General features: G+C 41.6%; 14 protein-coding genes. 12 read left to right on the top strand and 2 right to left on the bottom strand.

What is annotated here, in order from left to right:
- Positions 1 to 41: 41 nt before the first annotated feature.
- Both PHU20_RS05570 and PHU20_RS05565 read right to left on the bottom strand, forming a co-directional pair.
- Complete coding sequence (locus PHU20_RS05570) at positions 42 to 1,481, bottom strand: amidohydrolase (RefSeq protein ID WP_274824352.1); 1,440 nt, start codon at positions 1,479 to 1,481, stop codon at positions 42 to 44.
- Between the two features lie 146 nt (positions 1,482 to 1,627).
- Positions 1,628 to 2,527 carry a site-specific tyrosine recombinase gene (locus PHU20_RS05565; RefSeq protein WP_274824351.1) on the bottom strand — a complete coding sequence of 300 codons (900 nt, stop codon included), beginning with the start codon at positions 2,525 to 2,527 and terminating at the stop codon, positions 1,628 to 1,630.
- Between the two features lie 184 nt (positions 2,528 to 2,711).
- Here PHU20_RS05565 and PHU20_RS05560 point away from each other — a divergent pair, with 184 nt between their 5' ends.
- From PHU20_RS05560 to PHU20_RS05505, 12 genes are all read left to right on the top strand, one after another.
- Positions 2,712 to 3,224, top strand: coding sequence for a hypothetical protein (locus tag PHU20_RS05560; protein WP_274824350.1), 513 nt, complete (start codon positions 2,712 to 2,714; stop codon positions 3,222 to 3,224).
- A gap of 178 nt (positions 3,225 to 3,402) precedes the next feature.
- Positions 3,403 to 3,816: a type II 3-dehydroquinate dehydratase gene (gene aroQ / locus PHU20_RS05555; RefSeq protein WP_274824349.1), complete on the top strand. Its 414-nt coding sequence runs from the start codon at positions 3,403 to 3,405 to the stop codon at positions 3,814 to 3,816.
- 115 nt (positions 3,817 to 3,931) lie between these two features.
- Positions 3,932 to 4,882 carry a DMT family transporter gene (locus tag PHU20_RS05550; RefSeq protein WP_274824348.1) on the top strand — a complete coding sequence of 317 codons (951 nt, stop codon included), beginning with the start codon at positions 3,932 to 3,934 and terminating at the stop codon, positions 4,880 to 4,882.
- A 128-nt stretch (positions 4,883 to 5,010) separates the two neighbouring features.
- Positions 5,011 to 6,000: a TlpA disulfide reductase family protein gene (locus PHU20_RS05545; RefSeq protein ID WP_274824347.1), complete on the top strand. Its 990-nt coding sequence runs from the start codon at positions 5,011 to 5,013 to the stop codon at positions 5,998 to 6,000.
- Positions 6,001 to 6,170: 170 nt separating this feature from the next.
- Complete coding sequence (locus tag PHU20_RS05540) at positions 6,171 to 7,448, top strand: sulfatase-like hydrolase/transferase (RefSeq protein WP_274824346.1); 1,278 nt, start codon at positions 6,171 to 6,173, stop codon at positions 7,446 to 7,448.
- A gap of 388 nt (positions 7,449 to 7,836) precedes the next feature.
- Positions 7,837 to 11,259 carry a PA14 domain-containing protein gene (locus PHU20_RS05535; RefSeq protein WP_274824345.1) on the top strand — a complete coding sequence of 1,141 codons (3,423 nt, stop codon included), beginning with the start codon at positions 7,837 to 7,839 and terminating at the stop codon, positions 11,257 to 11,259.
- Positions 11,260 to 11,554: 295 nt separating this feature from the next.
- A complete protein-coding gene (locus PHU20_RS05530; RefSeq protein WP_274824344.1) occupies positions 11,555 to 11,836 on the top strand; it encodes a type II toxin-antitoxin system RelE/ParE family toxin in 282 nt (93 codons plus the stop codon).
- Positions 11,837 to 11,847: 11 nt separating this feature from the next.
- Positions 11,848 to 12,150 carry a HigA family addiction module antitoxin gene (locus tag PHU20_RS05525; protein WP_274824343.1) on the top strand — a complete coding sequence of 101 codons (303 nt, stop codon included), beginning with the start codon at positions 11,848 to 11,850 and terminating at the stop codon, positions 12,148 to 12,150.
- Between the two features lie 443 nt (positions 12,151 to 12,593).
- The gene (locus PHU20_RS05520) at positions 12,594 to 13,544 is read left to right on the top strand and encodes an SDR family oxidoreductase (protein ID WP_274824342.1); all 951 of its coding nucleotides are present in this window, start codon (positions 12,594 to 12,596) and stop codon (positions 13,542 to 13,544) included.
- Positions 13,545 to 13,553: 9 nt separating this feature from the next.
- The gene (locus PHU20_RS05515; protein WP_274824341.1) at positions 13,554 to 14,465 is read left to right on the top strand and encodes a helix-turn-helix domain-containing protein; all 912 of its coding nucleotides are present in this window, start codon (positions 13,554 to 13,556) and stop codon (positions 14,463 to 14,465) included.
- Between the two features lie 3 nt (positions 14,466 to 14,468).
- Positions 14,469 to 14,981: a hypothetical protein gene (locus PHU20_RS05510; protein WP_274824340.1), complete on the top strand. Its 513-nt coding sequence runs from the start codon at positions 14,469 to 14,471 to the stop codon at positions 14,979 to 14,981.
- A gap of 205 nt (positions 14,982 to 15,186) precedes the next feature.
- A complete protein-coding gene (locus PHU20_RS05505) occupies positions 15,187 to 16,095 on the top strand; it encodes a TolB family protein (protein WP_274824339.1) in 909 nt (302 codons plus the stop codon).
- Positions 16,096 to 16,239 lie beyond the last annotated feature (144 nt).

The raw sequence follows: 16,239 nt of genomic DNA, 5'->3' as shown, positions 1-16,239 counted from the left end.
TTGAATTCCAAAATCCAAAAGTCCGGATTTCGAATGTAGTCTTATTTCCTGTAATCAAGTGCAGGTGCCCTGTCACCCAATAAAGGAATATATTCAAAGTCGGGTCCCCGTCGTTCCAGGAATTCCTGTTTGGCGGCTTTCACGATTTTCGGATCTTTCAACAGGTCGATTGCGGTTAAGGTAATGGTTTTGGCCGCTACCATCATCCCCTTGTTACCGATACCCGTACCTCCGGCAGCAACGGCTTGCCAACTATGGGCGGGAGTTCCGGGTACCCAGGTTGCAGAACCCATACCTACGGTGGGCACGGTAAAACTGACATCCCCAACATCGGTAGACCCAAAGGGCTTGGCTTCCGTCTTATAAGGCTGTATATCACTGGCCATGGCCACATTGGCTTCTTCATATCCCAAAGTTTTCGCGATCTTATCCGCGAATTCTTTTTCTTCAGGGGTGTAGGTAACGCCTCCGACTTTGGTGAGGTTGTCGTGCATCAGTTTTTGGAGGGTCAGGTTGGGGAGCAATTCATGCGTGCCCCCGATCATCTCATAGTCCATCGTAGTACCCGTTCCCAAGGCTGCCCCTTCGGCCGCTTTGACCATGCGATCAAAGATATCGATGACCACATCCCTTTTCTCATGGCGGGCATAATAATAGACTTCGGCAAAATCGGGAACCACATTGGGTGCCTTTCCGCCTTGGGTTATGACGTAGTGTATACGTGCTTTTTCCGGTACGTGTTCCCGCATCATATTTACCATATTATTCATGGCCTCTACACCATCCAATGCCGAACGCCCCTTATCGGGAGCTGCGGCTGCATGGGCAGATACCCCGTAAAAACGGAATTTTGCCGACTTGTTCGCCAATGCCGCGCCGGCACTAGCGGCATTTTGTGCGCCAGGATGCCAGTGTAGGGCCACATCAACATCATCAAAAAGGCCTTCACGTACCATATATACTTTACCCGAACCTCCTTCTTCGGCCGGGGTACCGTAAAACCGGAGGGTGCCTTTTGTTCCTGTTGCCGTCATCCAATCCTTTACCTCAATGGCAGCTGCCGTCGAAGCCGTACCGAACAAATGGTGCCCACAGGCATGGCCGGCAGCCTTACCGGCCGATTTTTTCTCTGCCATTCGTTCCTGTGATAGGCCCGGAAGGGCATCATATTCGCCCAAAACAGCTATGATCGGAGTGCCGCTCCCATATTCTGCAATAAAGGCGGTCGGAATACCGGCCACCCCTTTTTTAATGGTAAATCCGTTTTCACTCAATGTTTGTTGTAATAGGGCGCTACTTTTTTCTTCTTGGTAGCCCATTTCGGCCCACTCCCAAATGGTCTGGGCAATTTCACTGTAGGCTTCGGTTTTGCCATCCAATTTTTTTAGGACCTCCTTGGTATTTTTTTGGGCGGTCGCCGTAGTTAAGGTCAAAAAGGTCAAGGCAATTACCGGGATGGTTTTTTGAAATGCGGAAATCATAATATATCGAGGTTTTTTATTGGTTTTTCTTAAAAAGCAAGCGCGATTATTTTCAGAAGCGTTTACAGATTGAAACGATGATTAAAGATAATGAATTCATCCAATTTGTAAGGGGTAGCGAGTGATTGGTAACAAGAATGAAGCACCTATTTTTTCCTTGGATGGTATTTGTCCATAACCTCGGTCAAATGCGTACGGTCTAAATGCACATATACCTCGGTGGTGGTTATGCTTTCGTGCCCGAGCATTTGCTGAATGGCCCTAAGATCGGCCCCGTTCTTCAATAAATGCGTGGCAAAGGAATGCCGAAACGTATGCGGACTTATGCGTTTGCCCAATTCGATCTTGGTCGCCAATTGTTTGATGATCGTAAAGACCATGGCACGGGTCAATTGCTTGCCCCTTCGGTTTAAAAAAAGGATGTCTTCGAAACCTTTTTGTATGTTCTGGTGTACACGTACCTCTTTGCTGTAGATCGTGATATACTTTTTATTAAGGTCGCTAATGGGTACAAAGCGTTGTTTGTCCCCTTTGCCCGTTACCTTGATGAAATCTTCCTTGAAAAACAGGTCGGATAGCCGTAGATTGGTCAATTCGGAAACCCGCAGCCCACAACCGTATAAGGTTTCCAACATGGCCCGGTTACGTTCCCCTTCAGGTTTGGATAGGTCTATGGCACCGATGATCTCGTCGATTTCCTCTTCGGAAAGGGTATCGGGCAGTTTTCTTCCGATTTTAGGCGATTCCAACAGATCCATGGGGTTGTCGGAACGGTACTCCTCAAAATTCAAATAGTTGAAAAAACTTTTTAAGCCCGAGATAATACGCGCTTGTGAACGGGGGTTTACGGTCTTCGCAATTTCATAAACAAAGTGTTGAACGGTTTCCCTATCTATGGTTATAGGACTTACGGGAAGGGAATTGGCCTCAAGAAACCCTATTAATTTGGAAACATCCAGAATGTAATTGTCGATGGAGTTTTTAGATAGGCCACGTTCAAGTTTAAGGTAGTGCCGGTAATCTTCCAAAGCTTGTTCCCATTTCATGGTACAAAAATCCCATTAATTTTGGATTAAATCCATGTTTATGCCCATAAAATAATCCTGTAAAACCTGCAATTGCCCTACGGGATGATGGTTTTTTCCCGAAAATAAAGTCGGTTGTCTTGCAACAAATGCGCATTGGGAGCGTTTTGATTGGTAATAAAAACCAATACCCAATTACCGACCCATGCAAAAAAAACTGATTGCCCTTGCCATACTTCTTTTGGGGAGCGGGATTTACGCCCAAGAAGGATTTAAACTTGGATTTCACGGGGGACTGCCCATCGATGATTTCAATGATGCCGTAACGCTGACCCTGGGCTTGGATCTCGGGTATATGTATGCCGTGAACGAAACGATCGATGTCGGGATTGCCACGGGTTTTATCCATGGTTTTGCGGAAAGTTTCAGTTCGGAGGCCTTAGCCGCCGATTATCCCGATATGCAGTTTATGCCATTGGCCGCTGCCGTTCGTATATGGACCTCCAATTCGTTCTCCTTTGGGGTAGAAGGGGGCTATGCCGTTGGGATCAATGCGGACAATGATGGCGGGTTGTATTATCGGCCTATAATCGGATATTTAATGGGGCCCAGTACCGAGGTCAATTTTTCATATGCCACGGTAGCGTTGGATGGGGCCACTTGGAACACGCTGAATCTTGGGGTCTTGTATACCTTTAAATCGAAACGTAGTCGTTAGGCCCAAAACGGTAATCCCATAAAAATAAAACAAGGAAGGGAAGCGATCATGCTTCCCTTTTTTTATTCGGTAGAATTCGTATACATTTATACAAAATAATGCCACAGGAAGGCGGCCAACGGGATGCTAAGGATGGGGGAACATCGGTTGTGCGGCTATCGGCCCAAAAATAAATACAATGAAACTAATGATCATCAACGGTCCCAATTTGAACCTATTGGGCAAACGGGAACCCGAAGTATATGGGAATACCACTTTTGAGGAATATTTTGGACAGTTGCAGTCCAAGTTCAAGACGGTGGAGTTGGCGTATTACCAATCGAATATCGAAGGGGAACTCATAACCAAGATCCAGGAAGTGGGTTTTTCGTATGATGGGGTCATTTTGAATGCAGGGGCCTATACGCATACCTCCATCGGTATTGGGGATGCGATACGCGGCATTACCGCCCCGGTCATCGAAGTACATATTTCAAATACCTTCGGTAGGGAGGCCTTTCGGCATACCTCTTATATTTCCCCGGCGGCCAAAGGGGTTATTTTGGGGTTCGGCCTACAGAGTTATGATCTGGCCATCCAAAGTTTTTTGTAAGGTGCTAACGAACAGTTTCTATAATTGGTTTTTTACTGGTAGGGTCGTATAAAGAGGTGTTTTACACGGATATAAACAAGTTAGCAGCAACCTAAAGAAACACACGTATAAATAAATGAAATCAAATAAATCCTCAGCAATTTTGTTAGGCGTTTTATCCGCCTTATTTTTTGCAGTAACTTTTGTATTGAATAGATTAATGTCTGTAGATGGCGGGCATTGGATTTGGAGTTCTTCACTTCGTTTCTTTTGGATGATTCCTTTCCTATTGATTTTAGTATTTTTTAGGAAAAACTTAAACCCATTGTTATCCGAAATGAGAAAAAAACCTTGGCAATGGATACTTTGGAGTACAATTGGTTTTGGTGTGTTTTATGCCCCTTTAACTTTCGCAGCTGCTTATGGACCTTCTTGGCTTGTTGCCAGTACTTGGCAAATTACCATAGTTGCAGGAATGTTAATCTCGCCAATTATTAACCGAACAAGTTTTAAGAAAACAATATCTCTACAAGCACTCGCTTTTTCTCTAATAATATTGTTAGGAATATTAATAATGCAAATAAGTCAAGCAAAATCCATTTCAACAACTGAACTTTTACTTGGTACAATCCCAGTTTTAATCGCTGCTTTTGCTTATCCTCTAGGGAATCGAAAAATGATGCAAGTCACTAACGGAAATTTAAACGCAATTCAAAGAACATTGGGAATGACGTTAGGGAGTTTGCCTTTTTGGATTTTATTATCAATCTACGGAGTTGCTATAAATGAATTACCAAATGAATCACAGGTTTATCAAACATTGGTCGTAGCTATATGTTCAGGAGTGATTGCTACTGTTTTGTTTTTCATGGCAACAGATAAAGTTCAAAAAGATGAGAAAGCACTAGCCTCTGTAGAAGCTACCCAATCAGCTGAAGTTCTATTTGCGTTGATCGGAGAAATAATAATCTTAAAGATTCATTTACCCGATATCTTCTCAATTATTGGAATTATATTAGTAATAATTGGAATGATGCTACATAGTTTCAAAAAAGAAAAGGCAGCTGCTAACAATGGCTATAAGTAATTGCTTGTTCTCGCCTACTTCTGAAAATCCTCGCGGATTTTCAGTTTGGTGTGTACTTGCAAAGTTAAGTACTAACTCACGCAACTACTCATAGCCGAGACCGTTGCGCACAAGCAAAACAAACCTCCATGAAGAAATTAATATTCGGAATAATAACATTATTCATCATTTCATGTAATGAAAAGCAAACAGCTGAATTCTCATTGAGAGGTACAACAAATGGAATTGAAAATGGCACTTATATTTTTCTACATACTGATGACGTTACAGACTCTACAATGATTGGGAATAACGCCTTTTATTTTAAGACTAAATTATCAAAATCACCAATGGAAGCCACATTGCGGACGTCCGATTGGTTTCAACGTAGAGTTCTATGGCTAGAAAATGTTCCAATGACTTTTGACGCTTCTAAAACGGATTTTATCAACGCAAAAGTTTCAGGGTCAGAATCAGAGAATTTAAGTCAAACTTTATATCCCATTGCCGATAATTTATCCAGAAAAGAACAGTTGGAAATGGAAATGAAATTTGTTGAGAATAATCCGAATAGCGTTGTTAGCGCTTCAATCCTTTCAGTTTATTCTACAACTTGGGGAAAAGAAAAAACAATGGAACTTTTCAATCACTTTCCTGAAAAAATCAAAGAATCAAATTACGGACAGAATATTGCAAAGTATATTGAGCTAAATAAAGACCCTAAAATTGGGGAACGATATGCAGACTTTGAAATGACGGACCAAAATGGTAAATCACAAAAATTATCTAATTTCAAAGGAAAAACCGTCCTTCTGGAATTTTGGTCTTCTTGGTGTGGTCCTTGCCGAAAAGAAAATCCAAATCTTGTAAAAACTTACGAAAAATTTAAACCAAAAGGATTTGAAATACTTGCGGTTTCTCTAGACGAAGACAGATACAGTTGGATAGAAGCCATTAGAAAAGACAGTTTAAATTGGGTGCATGTAAGTGATTTAAAAGGACAGGGGAATGAAGCATCACTTATTTATGGAATTAACGGAATTCCTGACAATTTTCTAATTTCAGAAAACGGAGAAATAATCGGTCGGAATCTAAGAGGAGGAAAACTGAATGAAAAATTAAGTAAAATACTGGAATAATGCCAGTTGCCAACATCTTGTAAAAAATAATTGCTTGATTCTCGCCTATTCGGAAAATCCTTCGGAATTTCCCCTGGTTCGTTTTCTATATACTAATTAAGTTGCTTAATCACGCAACGAAATCATACACAAATACGTTGGCAATAATTATAACCCACTCCCATATATTAATGAAAAAAACATTGTACATTTTAATAGCAATCTTATTCTTAAGTTGTGAAATAAATCACAATAAAAAAACATCCAATAAAGAACCGAACATATTATTTATTATAGCAGATGATATGGGGAAAGATGCATTAGCCGGATATACCGAAGGAACTATAAAACCCCATACACCAAATATAGATTCTATTGGAAAAGAAGGTTTGAGCTTTAATAATTTCTGGACATATCCAACTTGTTCACCTACTAGAGCATCAATGATTACGGGTAAATATGGATATCGAACAAATGTAAGATGGGCAAATCAAAAATTGAGTGAAAGTGAAATTTTATTACAAAAATACATTAACAAAAACACTGATAATTCATATGCGACAGCTGTAGTTGGCAAATGGCATATCTCTGGTTATGATACAACTATTAATCCTGAGAAATTTGGCATCGACTATTACGCAGGAATATTTATAGGTTCTGTAAAGGATTATTATAATTGGCCTTTATCAGAAAAAGGAAAACAAACAATATCGACAGAATATACTACCAAAAAATTTACGGATTTAGCATCCAATTGGATTAAAAAACAAGAAAAGCCTTGGTTTATGTGGTTAGCCTATAATGCTCCACATACTCCTTTTCATATTCCTCCTGCAGAAATGCATAGTCAAGGAAATTTACCTCCTTACACAAAGGATGTAGACCCAACTCCTTATTTTATGGCCTCTATTGAGGCTATGGATTTTCAAATAGGAAAACTTTTAAATTCAATGTCAAAAGAAGATAGAGAAAATACCCTTATTATTTTTATGGGTGATAATGGCACTGAACCCGTTGTAACACAGGCTCCCTACACCTCAAATCAAGTAAAGAGGAGTCTATATCAAGGTGGTATTAATATGCCATTATTTGTATCCGGTAAGGGGGTTGAAAGAAAAGGAATGGATAACAATTTAATTACGAGTACGGATATTTTTGCTACAATAGCCGAAATAGCAGGTGTGGAAATTGATGAAATCAATGATAGTAAAAGCTTTAAATCGCTTTTGTCTGAAAAAAAACCAATCAGAAAGTACCAGTATTCTGAAATGAAGAATGAAAAAAAGGATGCCTGGACAATTAGCAATGGTACATACAAATTATTAGTGTTTGCTAATGGAAAAGAAGAAATGTACAACTTAATTAATGATCCGTACGAAAAAAACAACATTCTGAATTCGACGCTGAATACTATTGAAAAAAAAGCTAAGGAAGAATTAGAAATCGAATTGTTAAGGATAAGAAATTAAAAATAACCATTGCCAACAACGGTAATCGTTGCACAAACCCTTGAACAGCAAAAAAGAGACCTCTTTTTCGCCCTTTTTAGGGGGTTTTTGTTTTTAGGCAACTGGGCACTCCGGATTTCTAGGAGCCTAAAAGTGATCTTTCCGGTTCATGGAACCTGTTTTCCACTAAAAATGACAAAGCAAGCTTTTTCACCCCTCTTTTTCGCTAACTTGTGCAACAGGCACAATGTATAAACGCAATTTGTTTTCCTGTTCGCTTCGCTCGGAATTGCCAACGTCTGTGCCAAACCGAAAATTAACGGGTATAAACCCGTAACAGGCGGTTATAAGGGACCGTTACCGTGCATTACGAAAAGTGAGACAATAACTTCTTAGAATAAATAGCGATATGAAGACAAGAATTATAATTGTACTACTGGGTGCTTTACTGATTGCCAGTTCAGTTAATGCCCGTGATCAGTTGAATCTCAGTGGTCCTGGATGGAAATTATGGCAAGATAAGGAAGCCGCATGGCAGAACGAACCACTTTTTGCTCCTCCGGTCAATTTGGCTGAGGTGCCGGCATTCATTCCAACAGGAGGTTGGCATATGCTGACGAACACGGATGTTTTGGATGTGTCTGTTCCCGGAACGGTGGTGGAGTATGCATTTAGGAATCCTGATCTAATTGAAATTCGGGCGTCTAAGCTGTACGAGCAGTTTCTTGGCGTCAGCTGGTGGAGTCGCTCGGTTGAGGTACCAAAATCCTTTGCAGGCAAGCGACTCATCCTTAAATTTGAAGCGGTACGGCAGCGTGCGGAAGTTTTTGTCAATCAGCAACTAGTCGCCTACGATGTTGTCGGTTATACCCCGTTTGAAGTGGATATCACGGATTTGATAAAACCGGGAAGTTCCTTTGAATTGGATGTCCGAGTGACCAATCCGGGTGGAAACTATGACTGGGAAGATTTTCGCCAATTTAAATGGGGTGATTATGTATTGCCCTATGGTCATGCGTTCGGTGGTATTACTGGTGACGTGAGGCTGGAAGCTGTTGGCCCCGTATATCTTCAAGATGTTTATGTTCAGAACACACCAGAGCCAAAGCGTGTGGTGGTGCATGCTACTGTCCGAAATACGAAGGATAAATCGAATTCAACGGATTTACAAGTTTCCGTTTACAAGAAAGACAATCCTGATAAAGTGTTATTCTCTGAAACGCTGAAATCGGTGCAAGTTGGCCCAGGAGATCATATCGTTAAAATCAACGTCGATGTGCCTACGGCTAAACTTTGGGATTTAAAAAATCCCAATCTGTACGTGGCAGATGTTCAGCTGGTTAAAAATAGAAAGCAAACAGACGGACTTTCAACAGCTTTTGGATTCCGTTGGTTTGAAGTCGATGGCATCGGAAAAAATGCATTATTCAGGTTGAATGGTAAGCGCATTGTTATCCGCACTTCGATTAGCTGGGGATATTGGCCGGTTAATGTTTATACACCAACCGAGGCACTGGCGGAACAGCACATTCATACTGCTCAGGAGCTGGGGCTGAATATGCTCAATTTTCATCGTGGCATCGGACAGCCATTGGTGCTCGATAAAGCGGATGAAATGGGACTGCTCTACTATGCCGAACCAGGCGGTTATATTGCAGGAGGTACCGATCCGTTTGCCCAACAGCTGGCGCGTGAAAAACTGTTCCGTATGATCAAGCGTGACCGCAGTCATCCATCATTGGTTATCTATAACATGGTGAACGAGCAGTGGGATTTCTTTGGTGCAGACAAGGATCCGGTGATGCGCGAAGTGTTTAAGAAAGACATTGCTAAGGCGCACGCCATCGACCCCAGCCGCGTTATCACCTTTGCCTCCACCTGGTCGGAACCCGGTGAGCACGAGCAATTCACCAAACTTCATATGCGTCCTTTTGATGATCGGCTTCATTTTCAAGGATGGTGGGACCTCCATCGGGCCAACGGTCCGGAGACCTGGCGCGATGGGTTTTATCGCGGGCCAGAGGATCATTTTATGCATACCGATAATGCGTCTGAAATCGTTTTTTGGGGAGAGGAGGGAGCGGTGTCCGCTCCACCTCGTATGGCTTTGCTTAAAAAGGATTTTGAAGCGGAGCCCCGGTTAGGGTTTGATGGAGCCATTTACCTGCATTGGTATGATTTGATGGATGGTTTCCTGACACGCAAGAACCTGCGTAGTGCGTTCCCTGATGTGGATGCATTCACAAAAACACTTAGTGAGGTCAGTTTTGCCCATCAAGGGCGTAAAATTGAAGACTTTCGGATCTGCGACCTGAACGACGGCTACACCGTCAATGGATGGGAGGCGCAGCCCTTTGAGAACCACTCTAGTGTGGTTGATATTTTCAGACACCCTAAATCGGATCCGTCGATCATTTCATACTACAATCAGCCGCTCTATATCGCAGTGAAGGGACGTGGTCAGGTGAACCGTCTGCCTGCTAAGCCGGTAGTGGATTTTTATGTGGTCAACGAAGTGGATTTAAAGGGACCGCATTCGTTGGAAATGAAAGCCATTGCACCGGATGGGAAAATCGTGTTTTCAAAAACGCAGACCGTTGATGTGGCCGGTGGTGATACCTATGGCCAGTTGCTGTTGCGTGATGTGGAGATGACCTTGGAGGGGCTGCCCGGGGTGTATCGGCTCGAAGCCCACCTGTTGGATAAACAAGGAAACGTGAAGGCCAAAGGCCATGACACCGTGGTAACGGTGGATTGGGAATCAGCATCCCTCTCTGGGAATGGAGCAATATTCGAAAGTAATGCGGATGTCTCCCGTTTTCTGAAGGAAGGATTCGGACTGGATATCCCTGCTTATGACGGAACGCAGGACAAGCTCGATTGGCTCGTTATAAGCCGACCGCCGAAACCCTTTATGGAACTGGTGGGGCGCGATGATCTGATCGATAAAGCGGGAAAGCCCGGAGGTTTAACGGTCAGCTATTATCGTGGCAACGATTTCCGCGAAAAGTTTGGCGAGCGCGTGGATGAACGTGTGTATTTTGATGCCGATCGCGGGGCGACACCTGACCCAAGTGTACCCCTTATCCAGGATTACAGTATTCGCTGGGAAGGGCAGATTATTCCACCCACCACCGGTGAATATGAATTTATGATGCTGCGCGATGGCCGCGATGAAAAAATGCGCCTGCACGTAAACGGACAAAAGATTATCGACAACTGGAACACTCCCCTCAAGCGTGGTCCGAATCCGGGCAACATTCAACTAGAGGGCGGTAAGCCGGTTTCCATTGTGGTGGAAAGTTACAATGGGGATGGCGGCGCACGAACGCATCTGCTTTGGAAAGCACCCGGACAGGAGTCTATTGATCCGGTCGATGTGCTGAAACGCGCTGAGCGTGACGGTACCACCATTATCATTGCGGACTATGCAGAAGACTGGATGCAGGCGATGCAGGAAGTAACCGGTGTGGAATATAACGGCCGGATTGATGTTGGGATCAATTGGCGAGGCGGACAGTTCTTTGCCCGTGAACACGACCTGTTCGACGGCCTTCCGGTCAACACGGCTCTCAATTGGCCTTATCAACGTTTGGTTAAAAACGGCCGAAGCCGATATGCCTTGGATATGGAAGGCGAGGAGCTCGTTGCCGGAGCCTGGCAGTCTATGGGATGCCGTCTGGGAACTTCTGTAGGCGTAGTTTCCACAGGCGAAGGAAAAATCATCCTCTCCACTTTGGAAATCTGCCCAGCAATCAATGAACCGGCCGGACCGGCAGACATTGCACGCAAACTATTGGTTAACTATTTGGAATCCGCTAACGCCAAATAGTGAACCTTTAATCTAGACAAGTTGTACATAGCTTTCCTAAAAGTAGGATTGATAAAGTCTTTTTTTTTCCAATGAATTGAATATTGGAAAACTATAGATCGTGAAAGGATAAAGAAGTGAAAACTGACGGTAACATTTTGTATAAAAATGACAAAGCAAGCTTTTTCGCCCCTCTTTTTCGCTTACGTTTGTAACAGGTACAATGGTTGTAAACATACGAGCCGAACCGTTAAGCAATATTTGTGGGATTTTCCAATTTTACCTACCTTTGGCGTTAGTAACGTAAAACAGAACTATGGTTGTTTCTTTTGGCTCCAAAGAGACCGAACGGATTTGGAACGGATTCAGGGTCAAGAAAATGCCACTTGAAATCCAAAATGTTGGACGTCGAAAACTAAGAATGTTGAACAACTCACAGGACTTAATGGACTTGAGGGTGCCACCGTCTAACCGACTGGAAAGATTATCAGGGAACCTTAGTGAATTTTATAGCATCAGAATCAACAAACAATGGCGGATAATTTTCAAATGGAACAGTGGAAACGCAAGTGAGGTGGAAATAATCGATTATCATTAAAAAAGTAACAAATGGAAAAATTGGCAAACATACATCCTGGTGAAATTCTCCTTTACGAATTTCTTGAACCACTGGAAATATCGGCATACCGACTATCAAAGGACTTGAAAATTCCCCAGACAAGAATTTCCGAAATTATAAAGGGTCGAAGAAGAATAACGGCGGACACCGCACTGCGACTGAGCAAATATTTTGGAAATTCAGCCAAATTTTGGTTGGGTCTCCAAGATGATTTTGATATCGAAACGGAACGGGAGGAAAAAAAAGCGGAACTGGACGGAATTGAAAAATTTGAAAATAAAAATGTTGCCTAACACCGGTAACCGGTGCGCAAGCCCATAATTCCCAAAATACAGACTTTTATAACCGCTTTTCAAGGCGGTTTTGTTTTTCTGGCAACTGGGCACTCCGGATTTCTAGGAGCCTACAAGTTGTCTTTCCGGTTCATGGAACCTGTTTTCCACTAAAAATGACAAAGCAAGCTTTTTCGCCCCTCTTTTTCGCTTACGTTTGTAACAGGTACAATTTGTATACGCTATAGCGGTTTGGGTTCCAATCCGAACCGTTTTTGTGTTAGTTAAGCTACATTGTATTCCGAAAAGCAGTTGCATAATATCCACTACGTTCATACACTAACCTGTCGTGTCTAATTAAAAGCAACTAAAAAGTATACAACATTCGAAAATTTGTATACGTACCTAAGACCAGTTGCGTCGGATCTTTGTCCTATTCTTTAAAACACATAAAATAGGCAATAATGCAGACAAATACATTTGGCAAAAAAGGGTGGACACCCGATAGAATCGGAAATTTGAAAGGCAAAACATATGTCATTACCGGCACTACAAGCGGGACAGGATTTGAAGCAGCGAAAATAGTGCTGTCAAAAGGAGCAAAGGTGGTAATGCTTAATAGAAACCAAAAAAAATCGGAAGAAACTATTACCGTATTTAAACGAGAACTTGGTAATGGCATAGCTGTTACATTTATACAAATGGATTTGGCAGATCAAGCTTCCATTAAAAAAGCGGCTGGGGAAGTTCTTAAAACAGTATCGAAGATTGATGCACTAATTTGCAATGCTGCAATTGCCCAAGTGCCGAAACAAACATTTACGGTTGATGGTTTTGAAAGCCAGCTTGGCGTAAACCACTACGGCAACTTTTTACTACAGGGAATGCTTTATCCGAAAATTGAAGCATCCGAAGGTAGAATAGTCGTTGTTGGTAGTATGGGGTATAATTTAGGAATCAAAACCATACAGTTTAATGATATGAACTGGGACAAGAACTATGGTCCCAATGATGTATACAGCCAAAGTAAATTAGCGCAGATCATGTGTGTTTACGAATTGCAGGATAGATTAAAAAAAGCAGGGAAAACCAATGTAAAAGTGTATGCCTGTCATCCGGGTGCTTCCAGAACGTCGCTCATTAAGACCAGCGGCAGTTTAATGACACGTTTTATTTGGCAATTAATGAAGTTATCCCCATTGGTACAATCAGCGGAAAAAGGTGCTTATCCACAAGTGATGTGTGCCACAGAACCAAACCTTGATCAAAATGGTTTTTATGGCCCCACCGGTAGAAATAATTGGACAGGCCCCGTAGGAGCACATAAATTGGAGCCGCATGCCAAAGATAAAGCGGTTGCCAAGAGACTATGGGAACTTTCAGAAAAAGAAACCGGTATAAAATGGAATATCTAAATTTGTAGTATGCAACATTTCAAAACATTATCATCGTATTTGGATTATTTGGGACTGCCAAGACCAGAGCATCCTATGTTGAGTGTGTTCAACTCAAAAGGCGAAGGCTATTTACCTTGCCCAAGGGAAAGTTCACCACCGATTACAAATGATTGCTATTCCATTAGTTTTAAAAAATATGTAGAGGGAAATTTAAACTATGGCCGAACAAAATACGATTTTACGAATGGGGCTTTGATTTTCATTGCACCAAGACAAGTCTTACAATGGGACAGCAGCGTGGTCTTTGAGCAAAAGGGTTTTTCAATAAACTTTCACGAAGATTTTCTGAAAGGAACCGAACTTGCGCAACGAATAAAAAAATACGGTTTCTTTTCGTATTCGACCAATGAGGCATTGCACTTATCGCCAAAAGAAGAAAAGCAAATGGAATCGATAGTGGAGAATATTGGAATTGAGTATCAAAACAACCACGATGCCTTTAGCAAGGAAATCATTATTTCCCATTTAGACACGTTGTTGAAATATGCCAATCGTTTCTACGAAAGACAGTTTCTAAATAGGAAAGAACTGTCAAATGATTTGTTGGAAAAGTTCAATAAGCAAATAGCTACCTATTTAGAATCCGGTCAACTACAGCAAAAGGGTATTCCGAGCATAGAACAAATCGCTGATGAAATGTCGGTTTCACAACGTTACTTAAGTGATACACTTAAAAAAGAAACCGGTAAAACCACAACGGAACATTTACACTTGCATTTAATAGACGAGGCAAAGAATATTTTATTGCAACCCAATAAGAGTATTTCAGAAGTGGCTTATGAATTAGGGTTTGAATATCCACCCTATTTTTCGAGATTGTTCAAAAAGAAAGAAGGTATAAGTCCATCTGAGTACAGGGAAAAATATAAACTTAATTAAGCTATGGAACTATTGAAATTAGCCACGGAATGGGCGAAATCCGAAGTGTTCTCAACCCGTTTCTTCATCTTTTTCGCACTTTTATTTTTAATTGCGGGCGTTGGGTTTTGGCAATTGGGAAAAACGGATTTGGCAAAGGCATACATTATTCCAACCTTGGTGGCAGGTGTATTGCTTATTACCATTGGGTTAGGTTTATTTTATACCAACAAATCAAGGATTACCCAATTTGAAAAAGCGTTTAACGTGGATGCTCCTTCTTTTTATCAATCTGAAATTGAACGAACCGAAAGTACTTTAAAGGAATACACCGTTGTATTTAAGGTCATTCCAATGCTGATTATTATTGCAGCATTGATAATACTTCTTCTAAATGCACCAACTTGGCGGGCTATTGGCATCACAACGATTGCCATGCTGATAGTCATCTTATGGGTTGACGGAACTGCACACGCCAGAATTGAATCCTACCATAAAGAATTGAAATTGCTGCATTCAGAAAATGAAATCAAATAATAACCACACACATTCTCACAATAAAGTATATAAGCAATAGCGGTTTGTGTGCTAATGTAGCCTTACCCCAAATTTAATTTTCGAGGATTTTTCGAAGGGAATATCCTCGAAAATTAATTATATTGGTTACAGGCAGAAAATCCAAGTGGATTTTCGCACTGACAAAACCATACACGAAACCGTAGGCAGCAAGCAAAGTATACTCATGGGGAAAATAAAAGTTTCAATACTCCTACTAATTTTCATTTCCTGTAAAGAGCATAGGAAAGGAAAGCTTGATGACGGGATTTTATCAAATTCAGAAATTGCATTTGTGACCGATCGGGATGGAAACTCCGAAATATATATAATGGACGCCAATGGAGGGAACTTGCGAAATATCACTAAAAATGATTCCCTGGACTTTAGTCCTTCCTGGTCTTATGATGGAGAACGCCTTTATTTCTATTCAAAAAGAGAAGGTAACGCAGAGATATATTCAATAAAATCCGACGGAAATAATTTAAAACGATTAACGAATAATCATTCACCGGACGTGCTTCCAGATGTTTCACCTGACGGGAATACCGTTGTATTCATGAGTGAACGGGATTCCCTTTCCCGAAATGTTTATGTAATGAACAATGACGGTACAAATGTTAGGCCACTAACACAAAACAAATTTTATGAAGAAAGTCCCAATTGGTCTGCAACCGGTCAAGAAATAATATTTACAAGGCAATTGCGTGATTCTTCCGATACTTCACATGCTGCAAATGGGGAAATTCACATAATGGGTTCGGATGGCACCAACGTACAAAGACTTACGAACAAAGTCGGTTATGATTCTGGGGCAAGATTTTCGCCCGATGGAAAACGAATTGCATTTTATGGAAGTAATGAGGGTACTTGGGATTTGTTTATTATGAATTCCGATGGGACGAATTTATACAATTTAACCAATGATACCATAGAATGTTATTCGCCCGATTGGTCATCGGACGGACGATGGCTCGTCTATACTGCGGGAAGTAAAGGGAATTATAACATTTGGAAAATAAACATTGAAACTAAAGAACGTATTCAATTGACAAATACCAAAGGTAGAAATGAAAGTCCGGTTTGGAAAAAATAGGCAGCTACCGACCATCGGTATAATCAATGGGTTACTGCCGACATGCGAAAATTCCGATGGAAATCGCTGTCCGTGATCTGTTTGCTAAGGTATTCCATACCCGATTAACCATAAAAAAACAGTGGCCAGAAGGCATTACTATTC

This window comes from Maribacter polysaccharolyticus (assembly GCF_028882255.1).
In the GTDB taxonomy this organism is placed as follows: domain Bacteria; phylum Bacteroidota; class Bacteroidia; order Flavobacteriales; family Flavobacteriaceae; genus Maribacter_A; species Maribacter_A polysaccharolyticus.
Note: the sequence above shows the minus strand (reverse complement) of the source record. Positions and strands in the feature narration are given on the sequence as shown.